Genomic DNA, 18,624 nt, shown 5'->3' on the forward strand with positions numbered 1-18,624 from the left:
GCCGCGCGTAAGCTAGAATGTGCGCTGGCGGAGTCGGCCAGACAGTCGCGTCATCCCTTCGGGGGTGCCGAGGAAAGTCCGGGCTCCATAGGGCAAGGTGCCAGGTAACGCCTGGGCGGCGCAAGCCGACGGAAAGTGCAACAGAAAGATACCGCCTACGTCTTCTTCGGAAGGCCGGTAAGGGTGAAATGGTGCGGTAAGAGCGCACCGCGAGTCTGGTAACAGACCGGCACGGCAAACCCCACCTGGAGCAAGACCAAATAGGGATCCTTTGGCGCGGCCCGCGTTGGATCCGGGTAGGTTGCTTGAGCGTTGCGGTGACGTAACGCCTAGAGGAATGACTGTCCACGACAGAACCCGGCTTATCGGCCGGCTCCGCCTCCTTTTTCGAGTGGCCCATCCACGCATGGCGTGGATCTATCAGGCTCGCCCACGCATGGGGCCGCTCGTGCGTAGAGTCGAGCTTGCTCGACTGCATTGCGACACGTAAGGACAGTCGAGCAAGCTCGACTCTACCTAGAATGTGACGTGGCTTTCGCCCAGGAACATGCCCTGCGCGCCGAAGCGGCGCTCGTGCATCTGGCCGTGGCCATCGTGGTCGATCAGCAGCACGGTGCTGGCGCGGGTGCCGTAGTCGTCGCCGCGGATGAAGGCGGGGCTGAGCCAGCGTTCGCGCTCCAGGCCGATGCCGGTGTCGGGCAGGTCGCTGTCGGCCGGGCGATGTTCGTCGGCCAATGCATCCCATAGCGGGGTCAGAGCCCTTTCGCCTTGCGAAAGGGATCCGACCCCTTCTTCTTCCAGCCAGGCCGAGAGGGCGGTCATCAGCCGGCGGGTCTTCGGCCAGGGGGCGTCCAGCGCGCCGTTGGACATGCCGTGCACGCCCGGGTCCAGCGTCTGCCGTTCGGCGGGGTGGTTGCCCAGGTACTCCAAAGTGTCGCCATCGGCCAGCAGCAGGTTGAACGGGGCGTAGGCGCCGGCCACCGCGGCCAGGCGGTCCATGTGCGCGCCGGCGGCATCGCGCCCGCGCAGGAAATCGGCCACCAGTGCACCACGCGACGGCCCACTCTGTGCGGCCAGCGGGTCGCGCACGTTGGTGACCACCGCCATGCGGCCTGCGGTGCCCACCCCGGCCCAGCCACCACCCGAGCGCAGGTCGCGCCCGCCGATGATCGCCGGTTCGTTTTCCCAGGGGGCCAGCGCCGCCGTGGGGCGGGCGTGGAACTCATCGCGGTTGCCGACCATCACCAACCGCCAGCGCGGGTGCTGAAGCCAGCCAAGAGCAAGCAGGCACATGGCGTCATTGTGCCCGGTTTGCGCAGTGCGGCGCCGCTTTCAGCGCGAACTGGATGAATGCGCGGCCGATGTTTCACGCCCTCTACACGCCCCTGAACTTCGGTTCAATCTCAAAAATTGAGACGGATCAGCAACTTGTGGATAAGCCTTGAACAATTCTCTAAACATTACTGCAAGCCATTGATGCGGCAGGCGATTTCCCCGCTGAAAAGTTGTTGACAACCCTTGGCCCGCTGCTAAGGTGGGCATCAGAGGGAAATCCGGGTGTTTTGTGGGTTTTCGTGGTTCAATGTTTCACCGGGCGAAGGATAGGTGCACGCGTCGTGTTCCAGGGCGAGACGGCCATCACAGTTGACGACAAAGGACGCATGGCGGTTCCCACCGCCTACCGCGACCTGGTCGCGCGTGCCAGCAACAACTGTCTTGTCCTGACCTACAACCCGTTCGAAGCCGGCTGCCTGTGGCTGTATGCAGAGTCGGAATGGGAACGGGTCCGCGACGATGTGATGTCCAAGCCCAACACCCAGCGCGTCGTGCGCCTGTTGCAGCAGAAGCTGGTCGGCTCGGCCGCCCACCTTGAGCTGGACGGCAACGGTCGAATCAGCATTCCCGCCAGCCACCGCGGTGCGGTGGGCATTGAAAAGAAGGCGGTATTGCTCGGTATGGGCGACAAGTTTGAATTGTGGAGCGAGCAGGCGCATCGGGCCCTGATCCAGCAGACATTGTCTGACGAGGATCTGGGCGATGGGCTTCTCGACCTGAAGTTGTGAGCCGGGGTGCCCGGATGCGCCCAGAAGCGCAGACCGGTCACCTTCCGGTGTCGCAGTCGCCGGCGGTGCACCTGCCGGTCCTGTACACCCAGGTCATCGAAGGCCTGAGGGTGATCGAAAACGGACGTTATCTGGATGGCACGTTCGGTCGTGGCGGTCATGCACGTGGCGTGCTTACCCAGCTCGGTCCCGAGGGGCGCCTGCTGGTCATGGACAAGGATCCGGAAGCCATTGCCGTTGCCGAGCGCGATTTCGCGCCGGACCCGCGCGTGTCCATCTTCCGCGGCAGCTTCGCCCAGCTGCTGCAGTGGAACGAGACGGCCGAAGGCCTGGACGGCGTGCTGTTCGACCTGGGCGTGTCCTCGCCGCAGCTGGACGTGGCCGAACGCGGTTTCAGCTTCGGCAAGGACGGTCCGCTGGACATGCGCATGGACCCGGACAGCGGTGAAAGCGCCGCGCAGTGGCTCAACCGCGTGGAAGATCGCGAGATCGCCGACGTACTGTGGACCTACGGCGAAGAGCGGCAGAGCCGCCGCATCGCCCGTGCCATCGTGGCCCGCCGCGAGAAGCAGCCGTTCACCCGCACCGCGGAACTGGCCGAGCTGATCGCCTCGGTGATGCCGCGTGGCAAGGACAAGATCCACCCGGCCACGCGCAGCTTCCAGGCCATCCGCATCCACATCAACCGCGAGCTGGCCGATCTGGAAGCCGGCCTGGACGCGGCCGTGGAACGGCTCAAGCCCGGTGGTCGCCTGGCGGTGATCAGCTTCCATTCGCTGGAAGATCGCATCGTCAAGCAGTACATGAACCGCCTGGCCAAGGCGCCGCCGGCCAACCGCCGCCTGCCCGAAGCAGAAGTGTTCGTGCCGACCCTGGATCTGATCGGCGGCGCCATCAAGGCCACCGACGAAGAGCTGGCCGCCAACCCGCGTGCCCGCAGCGCCGTGCTGCGCGTGGCCCAGAAGCGGGAGGCCGATGCATGAGCCGGCTGCTGCTGATCATCCTGTTGGCCTGCACCGTGGCCTCGGCGATCGGCGTCGTGTTCGTGCGTCACCGTCACCGGCAGACGTTCATCGAGCTGTCGCGCGCCGAGCGCACGCGCGATGACATCAACCTGGAATTCGGCCGCCTGCAGCTGGAACAGGCCACCCTGGCCGAGGCCAACCGGGTGGACCGCATCGCGCGCGAAAAGCTGGGCATGAAGTTCCCTGAAGCTGCCGACGTGGTGGTGGTGCGCCCATGAGCAAGACCGGCCGCAACCGCCCGCGCAACGCCTTCAACCTGCGCCAGCGCCTGCGCTGGGTGGCCCTGGCGCTTGGCCTGTGCTCGGTCTCGCTGGTCGGCCGCGCCGCCTACGTGCAGATCGTCAACGCCGATTTCTACCAGCGCCAGGGCGAAGCACGTTACCTGCGCGAGCTGCCGATCAAGACCTCGCGCGGCATGATCACCGACCGCAACGGCGAGCCGCTGGCGGTGTCCACCCCGGTCGCCTCTATCTGGGTGAACCCGCAGGACCTGCTGCGCTCGCCCGAGCGCATTCCCGAGCTGGCCCAGGCCGTGGGCATGTCGGTGGACGAACTGAGCAGCCGCCTGTCGCAGAAGTCGGACAAGGAATTCATGTACCTGCGCCGCCGGATCAATCCGGACGAGGCAGAGAAGGTGGTGGCGCTGAAGATTCCCGGCGTGGCCGCGCAGCGCGAGTTCCGCCGCTTCTACCCGCAGGGTGAAGCGATGGCGCACGTGCTGGGCTTCACCAACATCGACGACCGCGGCCAGGAAGGGCTGGAGCTGGCCTTCGACGAATGGCTGCGCGGCAAGGCCGGCGCCAAGCGGGTGATCCGCAACCGCAAGGGCGAAACGGTGGAAAGCGATCTGCTGCGCGCCGCCGAGCCGGGCAAGGACCTGACCCTCAGCATCGATCGCCGCATCCAGTACCTGGCCTTCAAGGAACTGCGCAACGCACTGGTGGCCAACAAGGCCGCCGGCGGTTCGATGGTGATCATGGACGTGGCCACCGGCGAGATCCTGGCCATGGTCAACCTGCCCACCTACAACCCGAATTCGCTGAACGGTGCGGTGCCGGACACGCGCCGCAACCGCGCCGTGACCGACCTGGTCGAGCCGGGCTCGACGATGAAGCCGCTGACCATTGCCACGGCGCTGCAGGCCGGGGTGGTGACCAAGGACACCATCATCGATACCAACCCGGGCTACATGACCCTGGGCCGCTTCACCATCCGCGACGTGCCACGCAACAACGGCGTGCTCAACGTGACCGGCGTGATCACCCGCAGTTCGAACGTGGGCGCTGCCAAGGTTGCGGCCAAGCTGCCCGACCAGACCTTCTACGATTCGATCCGCAGCTTCGGTTACGGCTCGGTGCCGCACAGTGGTTTCCCCGGTGAATCCGGTGGCGTGGTGCTGCGTCCGGCGCGCTGGTCGGGTACGTCCAAGACCACCATGTCCTACGGCTACGGCCTGAATGTCACTCCGCTGCAGATCGCCACGGCTTATTCGGCCCTGGCCAACGGCGGCAAGCTGATCGCGCCGACCTTCGTGAAGGGCCAGCGCAACGAAGGCAAGCAGATCATCGATCCGGCCGTGGCCAAGGAAGTGGTGGCCATGATGGAAACCGTGGTGACCCAGGGCGGCGCCAAGCAGGCGGCGGTGCTGGGCTACCACGTGGCCGGCAAGACCGGTACGGCGCGCAAGGCCGGCCCGGGTGGCTATGAGCGTGGCCACTACAACTCGCTGTTCGCCGGCGTGGTGCCGGCCACCAACCCGCGCTTTGCCACCGTCATCGTCATCAACGACCCGCAGGGCGGCAAGTTCTATGGCGGTCTGGTTTCGGCGCCGGTGTACCACAACGTGATGGAAGGCACCCTGCGGCTGATGGATGTGCCGCTGGACGACCTGCAGTCGTGGCTGGCCGCCCAGCAGTCCGGAAAGATGGGCCATTCGGCGTCCATCCTGCCGGCACCGCCGGCTGAAACCGCGTTGCCGGCCGATGCCGCCGCCGAATTCGACGCCGCGCTGCCCAGCGCGCAGAACCATGTGCCGGCCCCGCCCGCGGGAGGCACGCAATGAGCCCTTCGATGTTGCTTTCGCAGTTGCTTCCCGACGTTGCCCTGGCGGGCAATGATCCCGTTCTGACCGGCCTGGTGCTGGACAGCCGTGCCGTGCGCCCCGGCAATGCCTTTGTGGCGATTGCCGGTTTCGGTGCGCATGGCCTGGGCTTCGTCGAGCAGGCGCGCGCCGCCGGCGCCAGCGCCATCCTGTTTGAACCGCCGGCTCCGGCCGAACTGCCTGCGCCGGCCGACGCCATCGCCGTGCCCGGCCTGCGTGCCCGCCTGGGCGCGATGGCCGACCAGTTCCATGGCGCGCCGTCGCGCGCGATGACCATGGTGGGCGTGACCGGCACCAACGGCAAGACCTCCACCGTGCAGCTGCTGGCCCAGGCCTGGCACCTGCTCGGCACGCCCAGTGGAAGTATCGGCACCCTGGGTGCCGGTCTTTATGGCGCAGTGGAACCGACCGGCTTCACCACCCCGCTGGTGCTGCAGATGCATGCGCTGCTGGCGCAGCTGCGCGCCGACGGTGCGCAGGCCGTGGCGATGGAAGTGAGCTCGCACGCGCTCGACCAGGGCCGCGTGGATGCGGTGCACTACGACGTGGCGGTGTTCACCAACCTCACCCGTGACCATCTGGATTACCACGGTGACATGGCCAGCTACGGCGCGGCCAAGGCACGCCTGTTCCATCGCCCCGGCCTGAAGGCCGCGGTGGTGAACCTGGACGATGCGTTCGGTCGCCAGTTGTTTGCCGGTCTGCCGGCCGGTGTGCAGCCCATTGGTCTGAGTTCGCGTGGCGCCGAGGGCGCCCGCGTGCGTGCCGAGGCCCTGCAGCTGGATGGCCGCGGCATCGGCTTCGAGCTGGTGATCGACGGCGCGCGCGCTGCGGTGCAGTCGCCGCTGCTGGGGCGCTTCAACGTGGACAACCTGCTGGCCGTGGCCGGCAGCCTGCATGCGCTGGGCCAGCCGCTGCAGCGTATCGCCGCCGTGCTGTCGGCGTTGCAGCCGATCCGCGGCCGCATGAACCGCCTGGGCGGCGAAAACGGCCTGCCCACCGTGGTGGTCGACTACGCACACACGCCCGACGCGCTGGAACAGGCGCTGGACAGCCTGCACGGCCACCTGCAGGGCACGCTGTACTGCGTGTTCGGCTGCGGTGGCGAGCGCGATACCGGCAAGCGCCCGCAGATGGCGGCCATTGCCGAGCGCCTGGCCAACCAGGTCATCGTGACCGACGACAACCCGCGTGGCGAAGACGGCGACGCGATCGTGGCCGACATCCTGGCAGGCTTCACCGATGCCTCGGCCGTGACCGTGCAGCGCAGCCGCGCGCGGGCGATTGGTCTGGCGGTGAAGCGCGCCGGCGCGGGCGACATCATCCTGATCGCCGGCAAGGGCCACGAGCCCTACCAGGAAGTGAAGGGCGTGCGCCACGACTTCGATGACACCGAAGTGTCGGCGGCCGCGCTGGCCGCCAAGGCCGGTGTGCTGGCAGGGGAGGGCGCGGCATGAAGCGCACCCTGCTTTCGCTGATCGCACACTGGGCCGGTGGCGAGATCCACGGCGACGACGTGGCCATCGACGCGGTCAGCAATGACACCCGCAGCCTCGGTGCGGGCAGCCTGTACGTGGCCCTGCGCGGCGAGCGTTTCGACGGCCATGACTTCGCCGCCGGCGCGCACGCGCGCGGCGCCAGTGCGCTGCTGGTCGAGCGCCTGCTGCCGCTGGACGTGCCGCAGGTGCTGGTGGCCGACAGCGAACTGGCCCTGGCCAGGATCGCCGCCGGCATGCAGCGGGACCGCGGCACCGAGGTGTTCGCGATCACCGGCAGCAACGGCAAGACCAGCGTGAAGAGCCTGCTGCTGTCGATCCTGCAGCAGGTGGCCGCGCACGCCCATAAGGTGGTGTACGCCAACCCCGGCAACCGCAACAACGAGATCGGCCTGCCGCTGGCGGTGATCGATGCACCGGAAGATGCCGACTATGCCGTCTACGAGATGGGCGCCGGCAAGCCGGGCGACATCGCCTACCTGACCGACATCGCCCGCCCGCGCTACGCGCTGGTGAACAACATCGCACCGGCGCACCTGGAACGCATGGGCAGCCTGCTCGGCGTTGCGGTCACCAAGGGCGCGATCTATGCGGCACTGCCGGCCGATGGCGTGGCGGTGATCAACGTCGACGATGCCTACGGCCGCTGGTTCGAACAGCATTTCATCGGTACCCCGGCCCGTTGCCGGGTGCTGCGCTATGGCCTGGAACACAGCGCCGACGTCACCGCGCGCGATATCCGTGCCGGTGCGCAGGGCAGCCAGTTCACCCTGGTGTCGCCGCAGGGCGAGGTGGGCGTGGTGCTGGGTCTGCCGGGCCGCCACAACATCAGCAATGCGCTGGCCGCTGCCAGCCTGGCACTGGGTGCAGGCATCGGCCTGGAGCTGGTGGCCGCCGGCCTGGCCGCCGCGCAGCCGGTGCCGGGCCGCCAGATCGCCCACACCCTGCACAGCGGTGCGGTGCTGGTCGATGACAGCTACAACGCCAACCCCGGTTCGCTGGCCGCGGCCATCGACGCCCTGGCCGCCGCGCCGGAAGAGGGTTGGCTGGTGTTGGGTGACATGCGCGAGCTGGGCCCCGATGCCGAGGCCCTGCACGCGCAGGCCGGCCTGCGCGCCCGCGCGGCTGGTCTGAAGCGTCTGTACGCGCTGGGCCCGCTCAGCGCCGCCGCCGCGGTTGCCTTCGGTGAAGGTGGCCGCCATTTCGCCACCCATGATGCGCTGTCGAAGGCGCTGCAGGACGAGTTGCACGCTGGTGTGCGCTGCCTGGTCAAGGGTTCCCGTGGCAGTGCCATGGACCTGATCGTCAAAGCGCTGCTGGCGCAAGGAGAGGAATCCCCGCATGTTGTATGAACTGGCTCGATGGTTGCAGCAGTTGGAGAGCCTGTTCGGGCTGTTCAACTACCAGACCTTCCGCGCGATCCTGGCTGCGCTGACGGCGCTGTTCCTGTCGCTGTGGCTTGGCCCGGCGGTGATCCGCCGGCTGGCCCAGTTCAAGGGCGGCCAGCCGATCCGCACCGACGGCCCGCAGACCCACTTCTCCAAGGCCGGCACGCCCACCATGGGCGGTTCGCTGATCCTGCTCACCGTCACCCTGTCGGTGCTGATGTGGGCCGACCTGCGCAACCGCTACGTGTGGCTGGTGCTGGCCGTGATGCTGTGCTTCGGTGCCATCGGCTGGTACGACGACTGGATCAAGATCGTGCGCCGCGATCCGAACGGTCTGAAGTCGCGCTGGAAGTACCTGCTGCAGTCGATCTTCGGCCTGGCTGCGGGCATCTTCCTGTTCCAGACCGCCGACGTGCCGGCGGCGCTGACCTTCTACATCCCGATGTTCAAGTCGGTGGCGCTGCCGCTGGCCGGCATCGGCTTCGTGGCCATCGCCTACTTCTGGATCGTCGGCTTCTCCAACGCGGTGAACCTGACCGACGGCCTGGACGGCCTGGCGATCATGCCCACCGTGCTGGTGGCCTGCGCGCTGGGCGTGTTCGCCTATGCGTCGGGCAACGTGGTGTTCGCCAACTACCTGCAGATCCCGCAGATTCCCGGTGCCGGTGAGCTGGTCATCATCTGCGCGGCCATTGCCGGCGCGGGCCTGGGCTTCCTGTGGTTCAACACCTATCCGGCCATGGTCTTCATGGGCGACATCGGCGCGCTGTCGCTGGGCGCGGTGCTGGGCACGATCGCAGTGATCACCCGCCAGGAACTGGTGCTGGTGATCATGGGCGGCGTGTTCGTCATCGAAACGCTGTCGGTGATGATCCAGGTCGCCTCGTTCAAGCTGACCGGCAAGCGCGTGTTCCGCATGGCGCCCATCCACCACCACTTCGAACTGAAGGGCTGGCCGGAACCGCGCGTGATCGTGCGCTTCTGGATCATCTCGGTGGTGCTGGTGCTGATCGGCCTGGCCACGTTGAAGGTGCGCTGAGCATGAACGACCTGTCCCGCCAGGCAACCCGCCTTGAAGCCATCGAAGGCAGCTACGACAAGTGGCTGCTGGGCGCGATCATCGCGCTCACGGGCGTGGGCGTGGTGATGGTGGCGTCCAGTTCGATCGCGCTGATGAGCAGCCCGTTCTACTACCTCAACCGCCACCTGATCTTCCTGGCGGTGGGCATCGTGCTGGCGGTCATCGCCGCGCGCACCGAACTGAAGTCGATCGAGCAGTACAACCAGGTGCTGCTGCTGGGCTGCTTCGCGCTGCTGCTGGTGGTGTTCATTCCCGGCCTGGGCAGCAGCGTGAACGGCGCCCGCCGCTGGATCAACCTGGGTATTTCCAAGTTCCAGACCGTGGAAGCGGTGAAGGTGCTCTACATTGTCTGGCTGTCCAGCTACCTGGTGCGCTTCCGCGATGAAGTGAACGCGACCTGGCCGGCCATGCTGAAGCCGCTGGGCGTGGCCGGTGCGCTGGTGGTGCTGCTGCTGCTGCAGCCCGACTTCGGTTCGTCCACCCTGCTGCTGGCCATCACCGCCGGCATGCTGGTGCTGGGCGGGGTGAACATGCCGCGCATGTCGATGCCGGTGGTGATCGGCCTGGTGGGCATGAGCGCACTGGCCATCATCGAGCCGTACCGCATGCGCCGCATCACCTCGTTCCTGGACCCGTGGGCCGACCAGCAGGGCGACGGCTACCAGCTGTCCAACGCGCTGATGGCGGTGGGCCGCGGTGAGTGGACCGGCGTGGGCCTGGGCAATTCGGTGCAGAAGCTGTACTACCTGCCCGAAGCGCATACCGACTTCATCTTCTCGGTCACCGCCGAGGAATTCGGCTTCCTGGGCACCTGCGTGATCATCGCCCTGTATGCGCTGCTGGTGGGCCGCACCTTCTGGCTGGGCATGCGCTGCGTGGAAATGAAGCGCCACTTCTCCGGTTACATCGCCTTCGGCATCGGTCTGTGGATCAGCATGCAGACCTTCGTTTCGATCGGCGTGAACCTGGGCATCCTGCCGACCAAGGGCCTGACCCTGCCGCTGATCTCGTCCGGCGGTTCGTCGGTGCTGATGACCTGCGTGGCGATGGGCCTGCTGCTGCGCGTGTCCTACGAACTGAAGCGTGCCGAGCGCCGCCAGGCCGTGCGCATCGGCGCGGCCGACGAAGGCGTGCCGGTGGCAGCGGCCAGCGCGCCGGCAGCCCCGGCCACACCGGCAGCGGCGCCTTCGGTGGCCAACGCTGCGGCCAGCACGGCGGCTGCGGCGGCCCCGGCTGCAGCCGCGCGCGGCACCAGCCGCCTGCAGTCGCGCATTGAACCGACCTTCGGGAGGCTGTCATGAGCGCCGCCCCGACCACCACCGCCAGCAACCGCCCGGTGATGATCCTGGCCGGCGGTACCGGCGGTCACATCTTCCCCGGCCTGGCCGTGGCCCGCGTGTTGCGCGAACGTGGCGTGCCGGTTACCTGGATGGGCGCCGACGGTGCCATGGAAACCCGCCTGGTGCCGCAGCACGGCATCCACATCGATACGCTGGCCATCACCGGACTGCGCGGCAAGGGCAAGCTGGCCCTGCTGGCCGCCCCGTGGCGGCTGATGCGCGCACTGCGCGCGGCCGGCATGATCATCCGCCAGCGCCAGCCGCGTGCGGTGGTCGCCTTCGGTGGCTTTGCCTCTGGTCCCGGCGGCATGGCCACGCGCCTGCATGGCCTGCCGCTGATCGTGCACGAACAGAACCGTGCGCCGGGCCTGACCAACCGCATCCTGTCGCGCTATGCGCGCCGCCTGCTGACCGGCTTCCCCGGCACCTTCGCCAAGGGCGAAGAATTCGTCGGCAACCCGGTGCGCGCGGAAATCGCCGCCATCGCACCGCCGGAACAGCGCTTCGCCGACCGCCACGGTCCGCTGCGCGTGCTGGTGGTCGGTGGCAGCCAGGGCGCACGTGCGCTGAACACCGGCGTGCCGCAGGCCATTGCCGCGCTGGGCGCCGGCGTGGCGGTGCAGGTGCGCCACCAGAGCGGCGAGAAGATGCACGCCGAAGCGGTCGAGGCGTATGCCAAGGCTGGTGTGCAGGCTGAGATCACGCCCTTCATCGCCGACATGGCCGACGCCTTCGCCTGGGCCGACCTGGTGGTGTGCCGTTCCGGCGCGTCCACCCTGGCCGAGCTGTGCGCGGTGGGCGTGGGCAGCGTGCTGGTGCCATTCCCCGCCGCCGTTGATGACCACCAGACCCGCAACGCGGAGTACTTGGTGGAGCGCAACGCGGCCGTGTTGCTGAAGCAGGACGGAACGCTGGCCGACGGCATTGCCGCACTGCTGCGCGAACTGTCCGAAAATCCCGCCCGCCGCATGCAGATGGCGCAAGCCGCGCGTGCCCTGGCCAAGGTCGATGCCGCCGAGCGCATCGCCGATATCATTCTTGAGGAAGCAGTATGAAGAAGGCCTGTCATAGCGCCTGCCACGCGCGAGGCCGCGCATGATCCGCCGCCTGCATGACACCAACGATCTGGTGCGCGCGTTCCCGCGCGTGCATTTCGTCGGCATCGGCGGCACCGGCATGAGCGGCATTGCCGAAGTGATGCTGACGCTGGGCTACGAAGTGTCCGGTTCGGACAACGCCGACAACGCAGCCACCCGCCGCCTGGCCGGTCTGGGTGCACGCATCATGCGCGGCCATTCGGCGGCCAACGTGCTGGGCACCGACTGCGTGGTGGTGTCCAGCGCCATCCGCGAAGACAACCCCGAGCTGATGGAAGCGCGCAGCCAGCGCATTCCGATCATGCCGCGCGCGGCCATGCTGGCCGAGCTGATGCGCTTCCGCCGCGGCATCGCCGTAGCCGGCACCCATGGCAAGACCACCACCACCAGCCTGACCGCGGCGGTGCTGAGCGAAGGCGGCCTGGACCCGACGTTCGTGATCGGTGGCCAGCTGCTGGCCGCCGGTGCCAACGCCAAGCTGGGCGGTGGCCAGTGGCTGGTGGCCGAGGCCGACGAAAGCGATGGCAGCTTCCTGCGCCTGAACCCGCTGATGTCGATCATCACCAACATTGATGCCGATCATCTGGAAAACTACGGCAACGATTTTGCCCGCGTGCAGGCCGCGTTCGCCGAGTTCCTGCAGCGCCTGCCCTTCTATGGCCTGGCCGTGCTGTGCATCGACGACCCGGAAGTGGCCGCGCTGGCCGCCAAGACCCCGCGCCACGTGATGAGCTACGGCATGAGCCCGCAGGCCGACGTGCGTGCGGAAAACGTGGTGCAGGAAGGTTCGCGCATGCGCTTCACCCTGCGCCTGCCGCAGGGCACCAGCCAGGAAGTGGTGCTGGCTCTGCCAGGCAAGCACAACGTGCTGAACGCCCTGGCCGCTGCGGCGGTGGGCTGGCAGCTGGGCGTGGCGCCGGACGCGATTGCGCGTGCGCTGGAAAGCTTCGCCGGCGTCGGCCGTCGCTTCAACGATCTGGGTGAAGTGACCACCGCCAGCGGCGCCAAGGTGCGCATCATCGACGACTACGGCCATCACCCCAGCGAGCTGGAAGCGGTGTTCGCCGCGGCGCGCGGCGGCTGGACCGACAAGCGCCTGGTGGTGGCCTTCCAGCCGCACCGTTACAGCCGTACCCGCGACCAGTTCGACAAGTTTGCGGCGGTGCTGTCCAGCGTGGATGCGCTGGTGCTGAGCGAGGTCTACCCGGCCGGTGAGGAACCGATCGCCGGTGCCGATTCGCACGCGCTGGCTCGCGCCATTCGTGCGCGCGGCCGCAGCGAGCCGGTGGTGGTGGGCAAGGCCGCCGAGCTGGCCAGCGTGCTGCCGGACGTGCTGCAGGACGGTGACCTGCTGCTGATGATGGGCGCCGGCGACATTGGCGCTGTGGCCAGCCAGATCGCGGTGGAAGGTTTCAAGGCGGAGGGCCAGGCGTGAGCACGCTCACCTTCCCGCCGCTGCGCAGCACCGACCCGGCCGTGTTCGGCCGCGTGGCCGTGCTGCTGGGCGGCACGTCCAGTGAACGCGAAGTCTCGCTCGATTCCGGCCGCAACGTGCTGGAAGCGCTGCAGGCGCGCGGCGTCGATGCGTTCGCCGTCGACGGCATTCCGGCGCTGACCAAGGCGCTGGCCGCCGGTGGCATCGACCGCGTGTTCAACATCCTGCACGGCCACAACGGTGGCGGTGAGGACGGCATCGTGCAGGGCCTGATGGACGCCTTCGGCGTGCCGTACACCGGCTCCAACGTGCTGGGCTCTGCACTGAGCATGGACAAGATCCGCACCAAGCAGGTGTGGCTGTCGCTGGGCCTGCCGACCCCGCAGTACCGCAAGGTGACCGCGGAGAACGTGCATGCGAACGCAGCCGAGCTGGGCCTGCCGGTGGTGGTGAAACCGGCCAACGAGGGTTCCAGCGTGGGCATCAGCCGGGTGACCGACGACGCCGGCCTGGACGAAGCGGTGGCCCTGGCCGCGCGCTACGACGGCCAGCTGCTGATGGAACAGATGGTGCTGGGCGACGAACTGACCGTGGCCATCCTGGGCGATGTGGCGCTGCCGTCGATCCGCATCGTGCCCAAGGGCCAGTGGTACGACTACAACGCCAAGTACATTGCCGAAGACACCCAGTACCTGTGCCCGGGCCTGGACGGCGCCGACGAGGAACAGATCGGCCGCATCGCGCTGGCCGCCTTCCGCGCGGCGGGCTGCCGTGGCTGGGGCCGGGTGGACGTGATGCGTGACCGCGCCAGCGGCCGCTTCTTCCTGCTGGAAGTGAACACCGCCCCGGGCATGACCAGTCATTCGCTGGTGCCCAAGGCGGCAGCACAGGCCGGCATCGGTTTCGAGGAACTGGTGTGGCGCGTGCTGGAACAGACCCTGGAGGCATCGCACGCATGAACGCGGTGCTGCGCATCTTCGTCTGGCTGTTGGCGCTGTCGGTGGTAGCACTGCCGGTGGTGGCCGTGGTCAATGGCTGGGTCGGCGCCGAGCGCTGGCCGCTGGCGAAGCTGCGCGTGCACGGTGAGTTCAAGCGTGTGCCGCCGGAGCAGCTGCAGCAGGTACTGCTGCCGTATGCACACGCCGGTTTCTTCGCGGTGAAGCTGCAGGATGCGCAGGACGCACTGGAAAAGCTGCCCTGGGTGGAAAGCGCGCGCGTGCGCAAGCAGTGGCCGGATGTGCTGGAAGTGACCCTGGTCGAGCACAAGCCGTTCGCCCGCTGGGGCAACGACCGCCTGCTGTCCGAGCAGGGCAAGCTGTTCCCCACGCCGAAGAAGCTGGCCGACCTGCAGCTGCCCGAGCTGGACGGCCCGGACAGCCAGACCGAAGAAGTGGTGAAGCTCTACAACGATTCGCGCGCGCTGTTCGCGCCGGCCGGCGTGGATGTGCGCCGGTTGAGCATGGATGCGCGCGGCAGCTGGTCGCTGCTGCTGAGCAATGGCACCGAAGTGGTGGTGGGCCGCGACGATGCCCGCTCCCGCCTGCAGCGCTTCGTGCGCGTGCTGCCGCAGCTGGCCAACCAGGCCGCACCGATTGAACGGGCGGACCTCCGCTATACCAATGGTTTCACGTTGAGCTGGGGCACCCCGCCCCCGGCCGACGCGCCGGCCACCCCGGCACGAAGGACGCAGGAAAGGACATGAATCGCAAGGGTGACAAATCGCTGATCGTCGGCCTGGATATCGGCACCTCCAAGGTGGTGGCGCTTGTGGGCGAGTATTCGCCGGGCAACCCGATCGAAGTGATCGGCATCGGCTCGCATGAATCGCGCGGCCTGAAGCGCGGCGTGGTGGTGGACATCGAATCGACCGTGCAGTCGATCCAGCGTGCGGTGGAAGAAGCCGAGCTGATGGCCGGCTGCGAGATCCGCTCGGTCTACGCCTCCATTTCCGGCAACCACGTGCAGTGCAAGAACTCGCCGGGCATCGTGCCGATCCGCGACGGTGAAGTGACCTGGGGCGACCTGGATCGCGTGCTGGATGCGGCCAAGGCGGTGGCCATCCCGGCCGACCAGAAGATCCTGCACGCCATTCCGCGCGAATACGTGCTGGATGATTCGCAGGAAGGCATCCGCAACCCGGTGGGCATGACCGGCGTGCGCCTGGAGGTGCATGCGCACCTGGTGGTGTGCGCGCAGTCGGCCGCGGCCAACATCAGCAAGTGCGTGCAGCGCTGCGGCCTGCAGGTGGACGACCTGGTGCTGTCCTCGCTGGCGTCCAGCGTGGCGGTGCTGACCGCCGACGAGAAGGAGCTGGGCGTGGTGCTGGTGGACATGGGCGCGGGCACCACCGATATCGCGGTGTTCGTGCAGGGTGCGATCTGCCACACCGCATCGCTGCCGATCGCCGGCGACCACGTGACCAACGACATCGCGCACATGCTGCGCACGCCCACCCCGGAAGCCGAGCAGATCAAGGTGCGCTACGCCTGCGCGTTGGCCCAGCTGGCCACCGCCGAGGAAAGTATCCAGGTGCCGTCGGTGGGCGACCGTCCGCCGCGCCGCATGCCGCGCCATTCGCTGGCGCAGGCGGTGCAGGGCCGCTACGAGGAAATCTTCGAGATGGTGCAGGCCGAACTGCGCCGCTCCGGCTTCGAGGAACTGGTGCGCGCCGGCCTGGTGCTGACCGGTGGTGCATCGAAGATGGAAGGCGTGGTGGAACTGGCCGAGGAAATGCTGCAGATGCCGGTACGCGTGGGCATTCCGCAGCACGTGACGGGTCTGGGCGAAGTGGTGGGCAACCCGGTGCATGCCACCGGCGTGGGCCTGCTGTTGATGGGCAGCCAGAACGAACACCCGCGTCGCCCGTCGCTGCCCACCGGCCGCGCCGGCAGCATGTTCAAGAAATTGAAGACCTGGTTCCGCGGCGAGTTCTGACGCGCAACCTGCAAGACCCGGGCATGCCCGGTGGCAACACCCGCAACACCTGCAGTACCGCTTCAAGGCAACACACAACCCACACAGCCGCAACGGCAACATGACGCGCAAAGGCAGGAGGCCTGAACGCCCATGCCACCGAAAGCGGATACAACGAGGACACGGACATGGCGCATTTTGAATTGATCGAAAAGATGGCACCCAATGCGGTGATCAAGGTGGTTGGCGTGGGCGGCGGCGGCGGCAATGCCGTGGCGCACATGGTCAACTCGGCAGTGGATGGCGTGGAATTCATCACCGCCAACACCGACTCGCAGGCCATCAAGAATTGCGGTGCCAAGCTGCAGCTGCAGCTGGGTACCAACGTCACCAAGGGCCTGGGCGCAGGCGCGAATCCGGAAGTGGGCCGCCAGGCCGCACTGGAAGATCGCGAGCGCATCATGGACGCCCTGCAGGGCGCAGACATGGTGTTCATCACCGCCGGCATGGGCGGCGGCACCGGCACCGGTGCGGCACCGGTGGTGGCCCAGCTGGCCAAGGAAATGGGCATCCTGACCGTGGCCGTGGTCACCAAGCCCTTCCCGTTCGAAGGCCGTCGCCGCATGCAGGTGGCGCTGAAGGGCATCGAGGAACTGAGCCAGCACTGCGACTCGCTGATCACCATTCCCAACGAGAAGCTGATCACCGTGCTGGGCCGCAACGCCACCATGATCCAGGCGTTCCGTGCTGCCAACGACGTGCTGCAGGGCGCCGTGCAGGGCATCGCCGATCTGATCGTGCGCCCGGGCCTGATCAACGTCGACTTCGCCGACGTGCGCACCGTCATGTCCGAAATGGGCCTGGCGATGATGGGTACCGGCACCGCCCGTGGCGATGACCGCGCCCAGGCCGCCGCTGAATCGGCCATCCAGAACCCGCTGCTGGACGATGTGAACCTGGCCGGTGCCAACGGCATCCTGGTCAACATCACCGCCGGCGCCGACTTCACCATGGCCGAGTTCGACGAGATCGGCCGCACCATCGATGGCTTCGCTTCCGAAGACGCCACCGTGGTGGTCGGCACCGTGCTGGACCCGGACATGCAGGACGAAGTACGCGTGACCGTGGTGGCCACCGGCCTGAACCGTGTCTCGGCCAGCAAGAGCCAGCGCCCGGGCGAGCGTGCGCCGATCAAGCTGGTGCGCAACGCAACCACCGGCCAGCCGGAATTCGGCGACTTCGACAACGGCGGCGATGCGGTGTCCAAGGCCGTGGGCGGCATGGGCCTGGGCCTGCGCCGTGCCAGCAGCGACAGCGTGGCCGCGTCCACTCCGTCGGCACCGAGCGCTTCGTCGCCGGCGGCGGCAGAACTGCCGAACGATTACCTGGACATCCCGGCGTTCCTGCGCCGCCAGGCGGACTGAGCGGGGTAGCCCGGGGCTTGTCCCCCCCGGGTTGCGCCACCATGTCCTGAAATACAGGCGCCGGGCCAGGATGGGCCCGGCCGCCTTGCTTCGCGCGTCCCACCGGCGTCTACACGGCGTTTCAGCCGGGGTATGGGACGCTGCGTGTTAATCTAGTGTGTCACTTCCGGTCTGCCCCCATGATCCAGCAACGCACTCTCAAGAACACGATCCGCGCCACCGGCGTTGGCCTGCACAGTGGTGACAAGGTCTACATGACCCTCCGCCCGGCACCGGTCAACCATGGCATCGTGTTCCGTCGCGTCGATCTGGACCCGGTGGTGGAAGTGCCTGCCAAGGCCGAACTGGTCACCGAAGTGACCCTGTGCACCGGCCTGACCTGCAACGACGCCAAGATCCAGACCGTCGAACACCTGATGTCGGCCCTGGCCGGCCTGGGTGTGGACAACATCATTGTCGAACTGTCCTCGCCGGAACTGCCGATCATGGACGGTTCCTCCGGCCCGTTCGTGTTCCTGCTGCAGTCGGCCGGCATCGTGGAACAGAACGCGCCCAAGCGCTTCATCCGCGTGCTGAAGACCGTGGAAGTGACCGAGGGCGACAAGGTGGCCCGCTTCACCCCGTACGAGGGTTACAAGCTGGGCTTCACCATCCAGTTCGACCACCCGATGATTCCGGCCAAGCAGTCGCGCCAGGAAATCGAGTTCTCCACCCAGGCCTACACCAAGGAAATCTCCCGCGCGCGCACCTTCGGTTTCATGCGCGACCTGGAATACATGCGCGAGCGCAACCTGGGCCTGGGCGGCTCGATGGACAACGCCATCGTGCTGGACGAGTTCCGCGTGTTGAACGAGGACGGCCTGCGCTACGCCGACGAATTCGTGCGCCACAAGATTCTTGACGCCATTGGCGATCTCTATCTGGCCGGCGGCCAGGTGCTGGGGGCCTACGAGGGCTTCAAGTCCGGTCATGCGCTCAACAACAAGCTGGTGCGGGCGCTGATGGCCGATGCCACCGCCTGGGAGTGGGTGACCTATGAATCGCCCAGCGTGGAAGCCCCGGTGGTGTATGCCATGCCGGCTTACGCGTAACGGGCTAAGTTTTTGAATTGAAAGGAAACGACGCCGCCTTCCAGGGCGGCGTTGTCGTTTCCGTGGCCCCTGCTGGCCGGCGACGTGAAGCGTGACGTGAATGCGCTCACCGGGTCACGGTTTTGTGAACCTGGCCAATCGAAAGCCTGAATTTAACGTTGTTTTAACAA

Annotated in this window: 16 protein-coding genes and 1 other RNA gene; 16 read left to right on the top strand and 1 reads right to left on the bottom strand. The window is 67.4% G+C overall.

Features of this window, described 5'->3' with window-relative positions; all coding sequences use genetic code 11:
• Window positions 1-29: 29 nt before the first annotated feature.
• Window positions 30-381, top strand: an RNA gene (gene rnpB / locus C1932_RS03365) — RNase P RNA component class A.
• 135 nt (window positions 382-516) lie between these two features.
• Here the strand turns inward: rnpB and C1932_RS03370 are convergent.
• Complete coding sequence (locus C1932_RS03370; RefSeq protein WP_108761238.1) at window positions 517-1,293, bottom strand: NRDE family protein; 777 nt, start codon at window positions 1,291-1,293, stop codon at window positions 517-519.
• Between the two features lie 323 nt (window positions 1,294-1,616).
• On the opposite strand from C1932_RS03370, the gene mraZ reads away from it, so the two are divergent.
• The 15 genes from mraZ to lpxC all read left to right on the top strand — a co-directional run bounded on the left by mraZ (window position 1,617) and on the right by lpxC (window position 18,454).
• Window positions 1,617-2,063 (top strand): division/cell wall cluster transcriptional repressor MraZ, encoded by a 447-nt coding sequence (gene mraZ / locus C1932_RS03375; protein WP_108761239.1) that lies wholly within the window; start codon window positions 1,617-1,619, stop codon window positions 2,061-2,063.
• 14 nt (window positions 2,064-2,077) lie between these two features.
• Window positions 2,078-3,046 (top strand): 16S rRNA (cytosine(1402)-N(4))-methyltransferase RsmH, encoded by a 969-nt coding sequence (gene rsmH / locus C1932_RS03380; RefSeq protein ID WP_108752174.1) that lies wholly within the window; start codon window positions 2,078-2,080, stop codon window positions 3,044-3,046.
• The gene (gene ftsL / locus C1932_RS03385; RefSeq protein WP_108748523.1) at window positions 3,043-3,306 is read left to right on the top strand and encodes a cell division protein FtsL; all 264 of its coding nucleotides are present in this window, start codon (window positions 3,043-3,045) and stop codon (window positions 3,304-3,306) included. Before rsmH ends, ftsL begins: the two co-directional genes overlap by 4 nt.
• Window positions 3,303-5,150, top strand: coding sequence for a penicillin-binding protein 2 (locus tag C1932_RS03390; RefSeq protein WP_108752175.1), 1,848 nt, complete (start codon window positions 3,303-3,305; stop codon window positions 5,148-5,150). Before ftsL ends, C1932_RS03390 begins: the two co-directional genes overlap by 4 nt.
• Window positions 5,147-6,646, top strand: a complete 1,500-nt coding sequence (locus C1932_RS03395) for a UDP-N-acetylmuramoyl-L-alanyl-D-glutamate--2,6-diaminopimelate ligase (RefSeq protein ID WP_108761240.1) — start codon at window positions 5,147-5,149, stop codon at window positions 6,644-6,646. Before C1932_RS03390 ends, C1932_RS03395 begins: the two co-directional genes overlap by 4 nt.
• Window positions 6,643-8,037, top strand: a complete 1,395-nt coding sequence (gene murF / locus C1932_RS03400; RefSeq protein ID WP_108761241.1) for a UDP-N-acetylmuramoyl-tripeptide--D-alanyl-D-alanine ligase — start codon at window positions 6,643-6,645, stop codon at window positions 8,035-8,037. Before C1932_RS03395 ends, murF begins: the two co-directional genes overlap by 4 nt.
• Window positions 8,027-9,112: a phospho-N-acetylmuramoyl-pentapeptide-transferase gene (gene mraY / locus C1932_RS03405; RefSeq protein WP_108752178.1), complete on the top strand. Its 1,086-nt coding sequence runs from the start codon at window positions 8,027-8,029 to the stop codon at window positions 9,110-9,112. The genes murF and mraY overlap by 11 nt, the downstream gene beginning before the upstream one ends.
• Before the next feature lie 2 nt (window positions 9,113-9,114).
• The gene (ftsW, locus tag C1932_RS03410) at window positions 9,115-10,455 is read left to right on the top strand and encodes a putative lipid II flippase FtsW (RefSeq protein ID WP_108761242.1); all 1,341 of its coding nucleotides are present in this window, start codon (window positions 9,115-9,117) and stop codon (window positions 10,453-10,455) included.
• A complete protein-coding gene (gene murG, locus C1932_RS03415) occupies window positions 10,452-11,549 on the top strand; it encodes an undecaprenyldiphospho-muramoylpentapeptide beta-N-acetylglucosaminyltransferase (RefSeq protein WP_108752180.1) in 1,098 nt (365 codons plus the stop codon). The genes ftsW and murG overlap by 4 nt, the downstream gene beginning before the upstream one ends.
• Before the next feature lie 40 nt (window positions 11,550-11,589).
• Entirely contained in the window at window positions 11,590-13,026 is a 1,437-nt protein-coding gene (murC, locus tag C1932_RS03420; RefSeq protein WP_108761243.1) for a UDP-N-acetylmuramate--L-alanine ligase, read from the top strand.
• Window positions 13,023-13,985 (top strand): D-alanine--D-alanine ligase, encoded by a 963-nt coding sequence (locus C1932_RS03425; protein WP_108761244.1) that lies wholly within the window; start codon window positions 13,023-13,025, stop codon window positions 13,983-13,985. The genes murC and C1932_RS03425 overlap by 4 nt, the downstream gene beginning before the upstream one ends.
• Window positions 13,982-14,728, top strand: coding sequence for a cell division protein FtsQ/DivIB (locus tag C1932_RS03430; protein WP_108748532.1), 747 nt, complete (start codon window positions 13,982-13,984; stop codon window positions 14,726-14,728). The genes C1932_RS03425 and C1932_RS03430 overlap by 4 nt, the downstream gene beginning before the upstream one ends.
• Entirely contained in the window at window positions 14,725-15,960 is a 1,236-nt protein-coding gene (gene ftsA, locus C1932_RS03435) for a cell division protein FtsA (protein ID WP_079220634.1), read from the top strand. The genes C1932_RS03430 and ftsA overlap by 4 nt, the downstream gene beginning before the upstream one ends.
• A gap of 167 nt (window positions 15,961-16,127) precedes the next feature.
• Window positions 16,128-17,363, top strand: coding sequence for a cell division protein FtsZ (ftsZ, locus tag C1932_RS03440; RefSeq protein WP_108748533.1), 1,236 nt, complete (start codon window positions 16,128-16,130; stop codon window positions 17,361-17,363).
• Window positions 17,364-17,542: 179 nt separating this feature from the next.
• Complete coding sequence (lpxC, locus tag C1932_RS03445) at window positions 17,543-18,454, top strand: UDP-3-O-acyl-N-acetylglucosamine deacetylase (RefSeq protein WP_108761245.1); 912 nt, start codon at window positions 17,543-17,545, stop codon at window positions 18,452-18,454.
• The last annotated feature ends 170 nt before the right edge of the window (window positions 18,455-18,624 follow it).

The sequence above is a fragment of the Stenotrophomonas sp. YAU14D1_LEIMI4_1 genome, assembly GCF_003086815.1.
Classification (GTDB): Bacteria; Pseudomonadota; Gammaproteobacteria; order Xanthomonadales; family Xanthomonadaceae; genus Stenotrophomonas.

Bases quoted from the DNA above. Each gene is read 5' to 3' on its own strand.
- murF (WP_108761241.1), top strand. From the start codon at position 6,643: ATGAAGCGCACCCTGCTTTCGCTGATCGCACACTGGGCCGGTGGCGAG.
- ftsA (WP_079220634.1), top strand. From the start codon at position 14,725: ATGAATCGCAAGGGTGACAAATCGCTGATCGTCGGCCTGGATATCGGC.
- murC (WP_108761243.1), top strand. From the start codon at position 11,590: ATGATCCGCCGCCTGCATGACACCAACGATCTGGTGCGCGCGTTCCCG.
- ftsW (WP_108761242.1), top strand. From the start codon at position 9,115: ATGAACGACCTGTCCCGCCAGGCAACCCGCCTTGAAGCCATCGAAGGC.
- lpxC (WP_108761245.1), top strand. From the start codon at position 17,543: ATGATCCAGCAACGCACTCTCAAGAACACGATCCGCGCCACCGGCGTT.
- mraY (WP_108752178.1), top strand. From the start codon at position 8,027: ATGTTGTATGAACTGGCTCGATGGTTGCAGCAGTTGGAGAGCCTGTTC.
- ftsL (WP_108748523.1), top strand. From the start codon at position 3,043: ATGAGCCGGCTGCTGCTGATCATCCTGTTGGCCTGCACCGTGGCCTCG.
- C1932_RS03370 (WP_108761238.1), bottom strand. From the start codon at position 1,293: ATGTGCCTGCTTGCTCTTGGCTGGCTTCAGCACCCGCGCTGGCGGTTG.
- C1932_RS03395 (WP_108761240.1), top strand. From the start codon at position 5,147: ATGAGCCCTTCGATGTTGCTTTCGCAGTTGCTTCCCGACGTTGCCCTG.
- ftsZ (WP_108748533.1), top strand. From the start codon at position 16,128: ATGGCGCATTTTGAATTGATCGAAAAGATGGCACCCAATGCGGTGATC.
- C1932_RS03430 (WP_108748532.1), top strand. From the start codon at position 13,982: ATGAACGCGGTGCTGCGCATCTTCGTCTGGCTGTTGGCGCTGTCGGTG.
- murG (WP_108752180.1), top strand. From the start codon at position 10,452: ATGAGCGCCGCCCCGACCACCACCGCCAGCAACCGCCCGGTGATGATC.
- rsmH (WP_108752174.1), top strand. From the start codon at position 2,078: ATGCGCCCAGAAGCGCAGACCGGTCACCTTCCGGTGTCGCAGTCGCCG.
- C1932_RS03390 (WP_108752175.1), top strand. From the start codon at position 3,303: ATGAGCAAGACCGGCCGCAACCGCCCGCGCAACGCCTTCAACCTGCGC.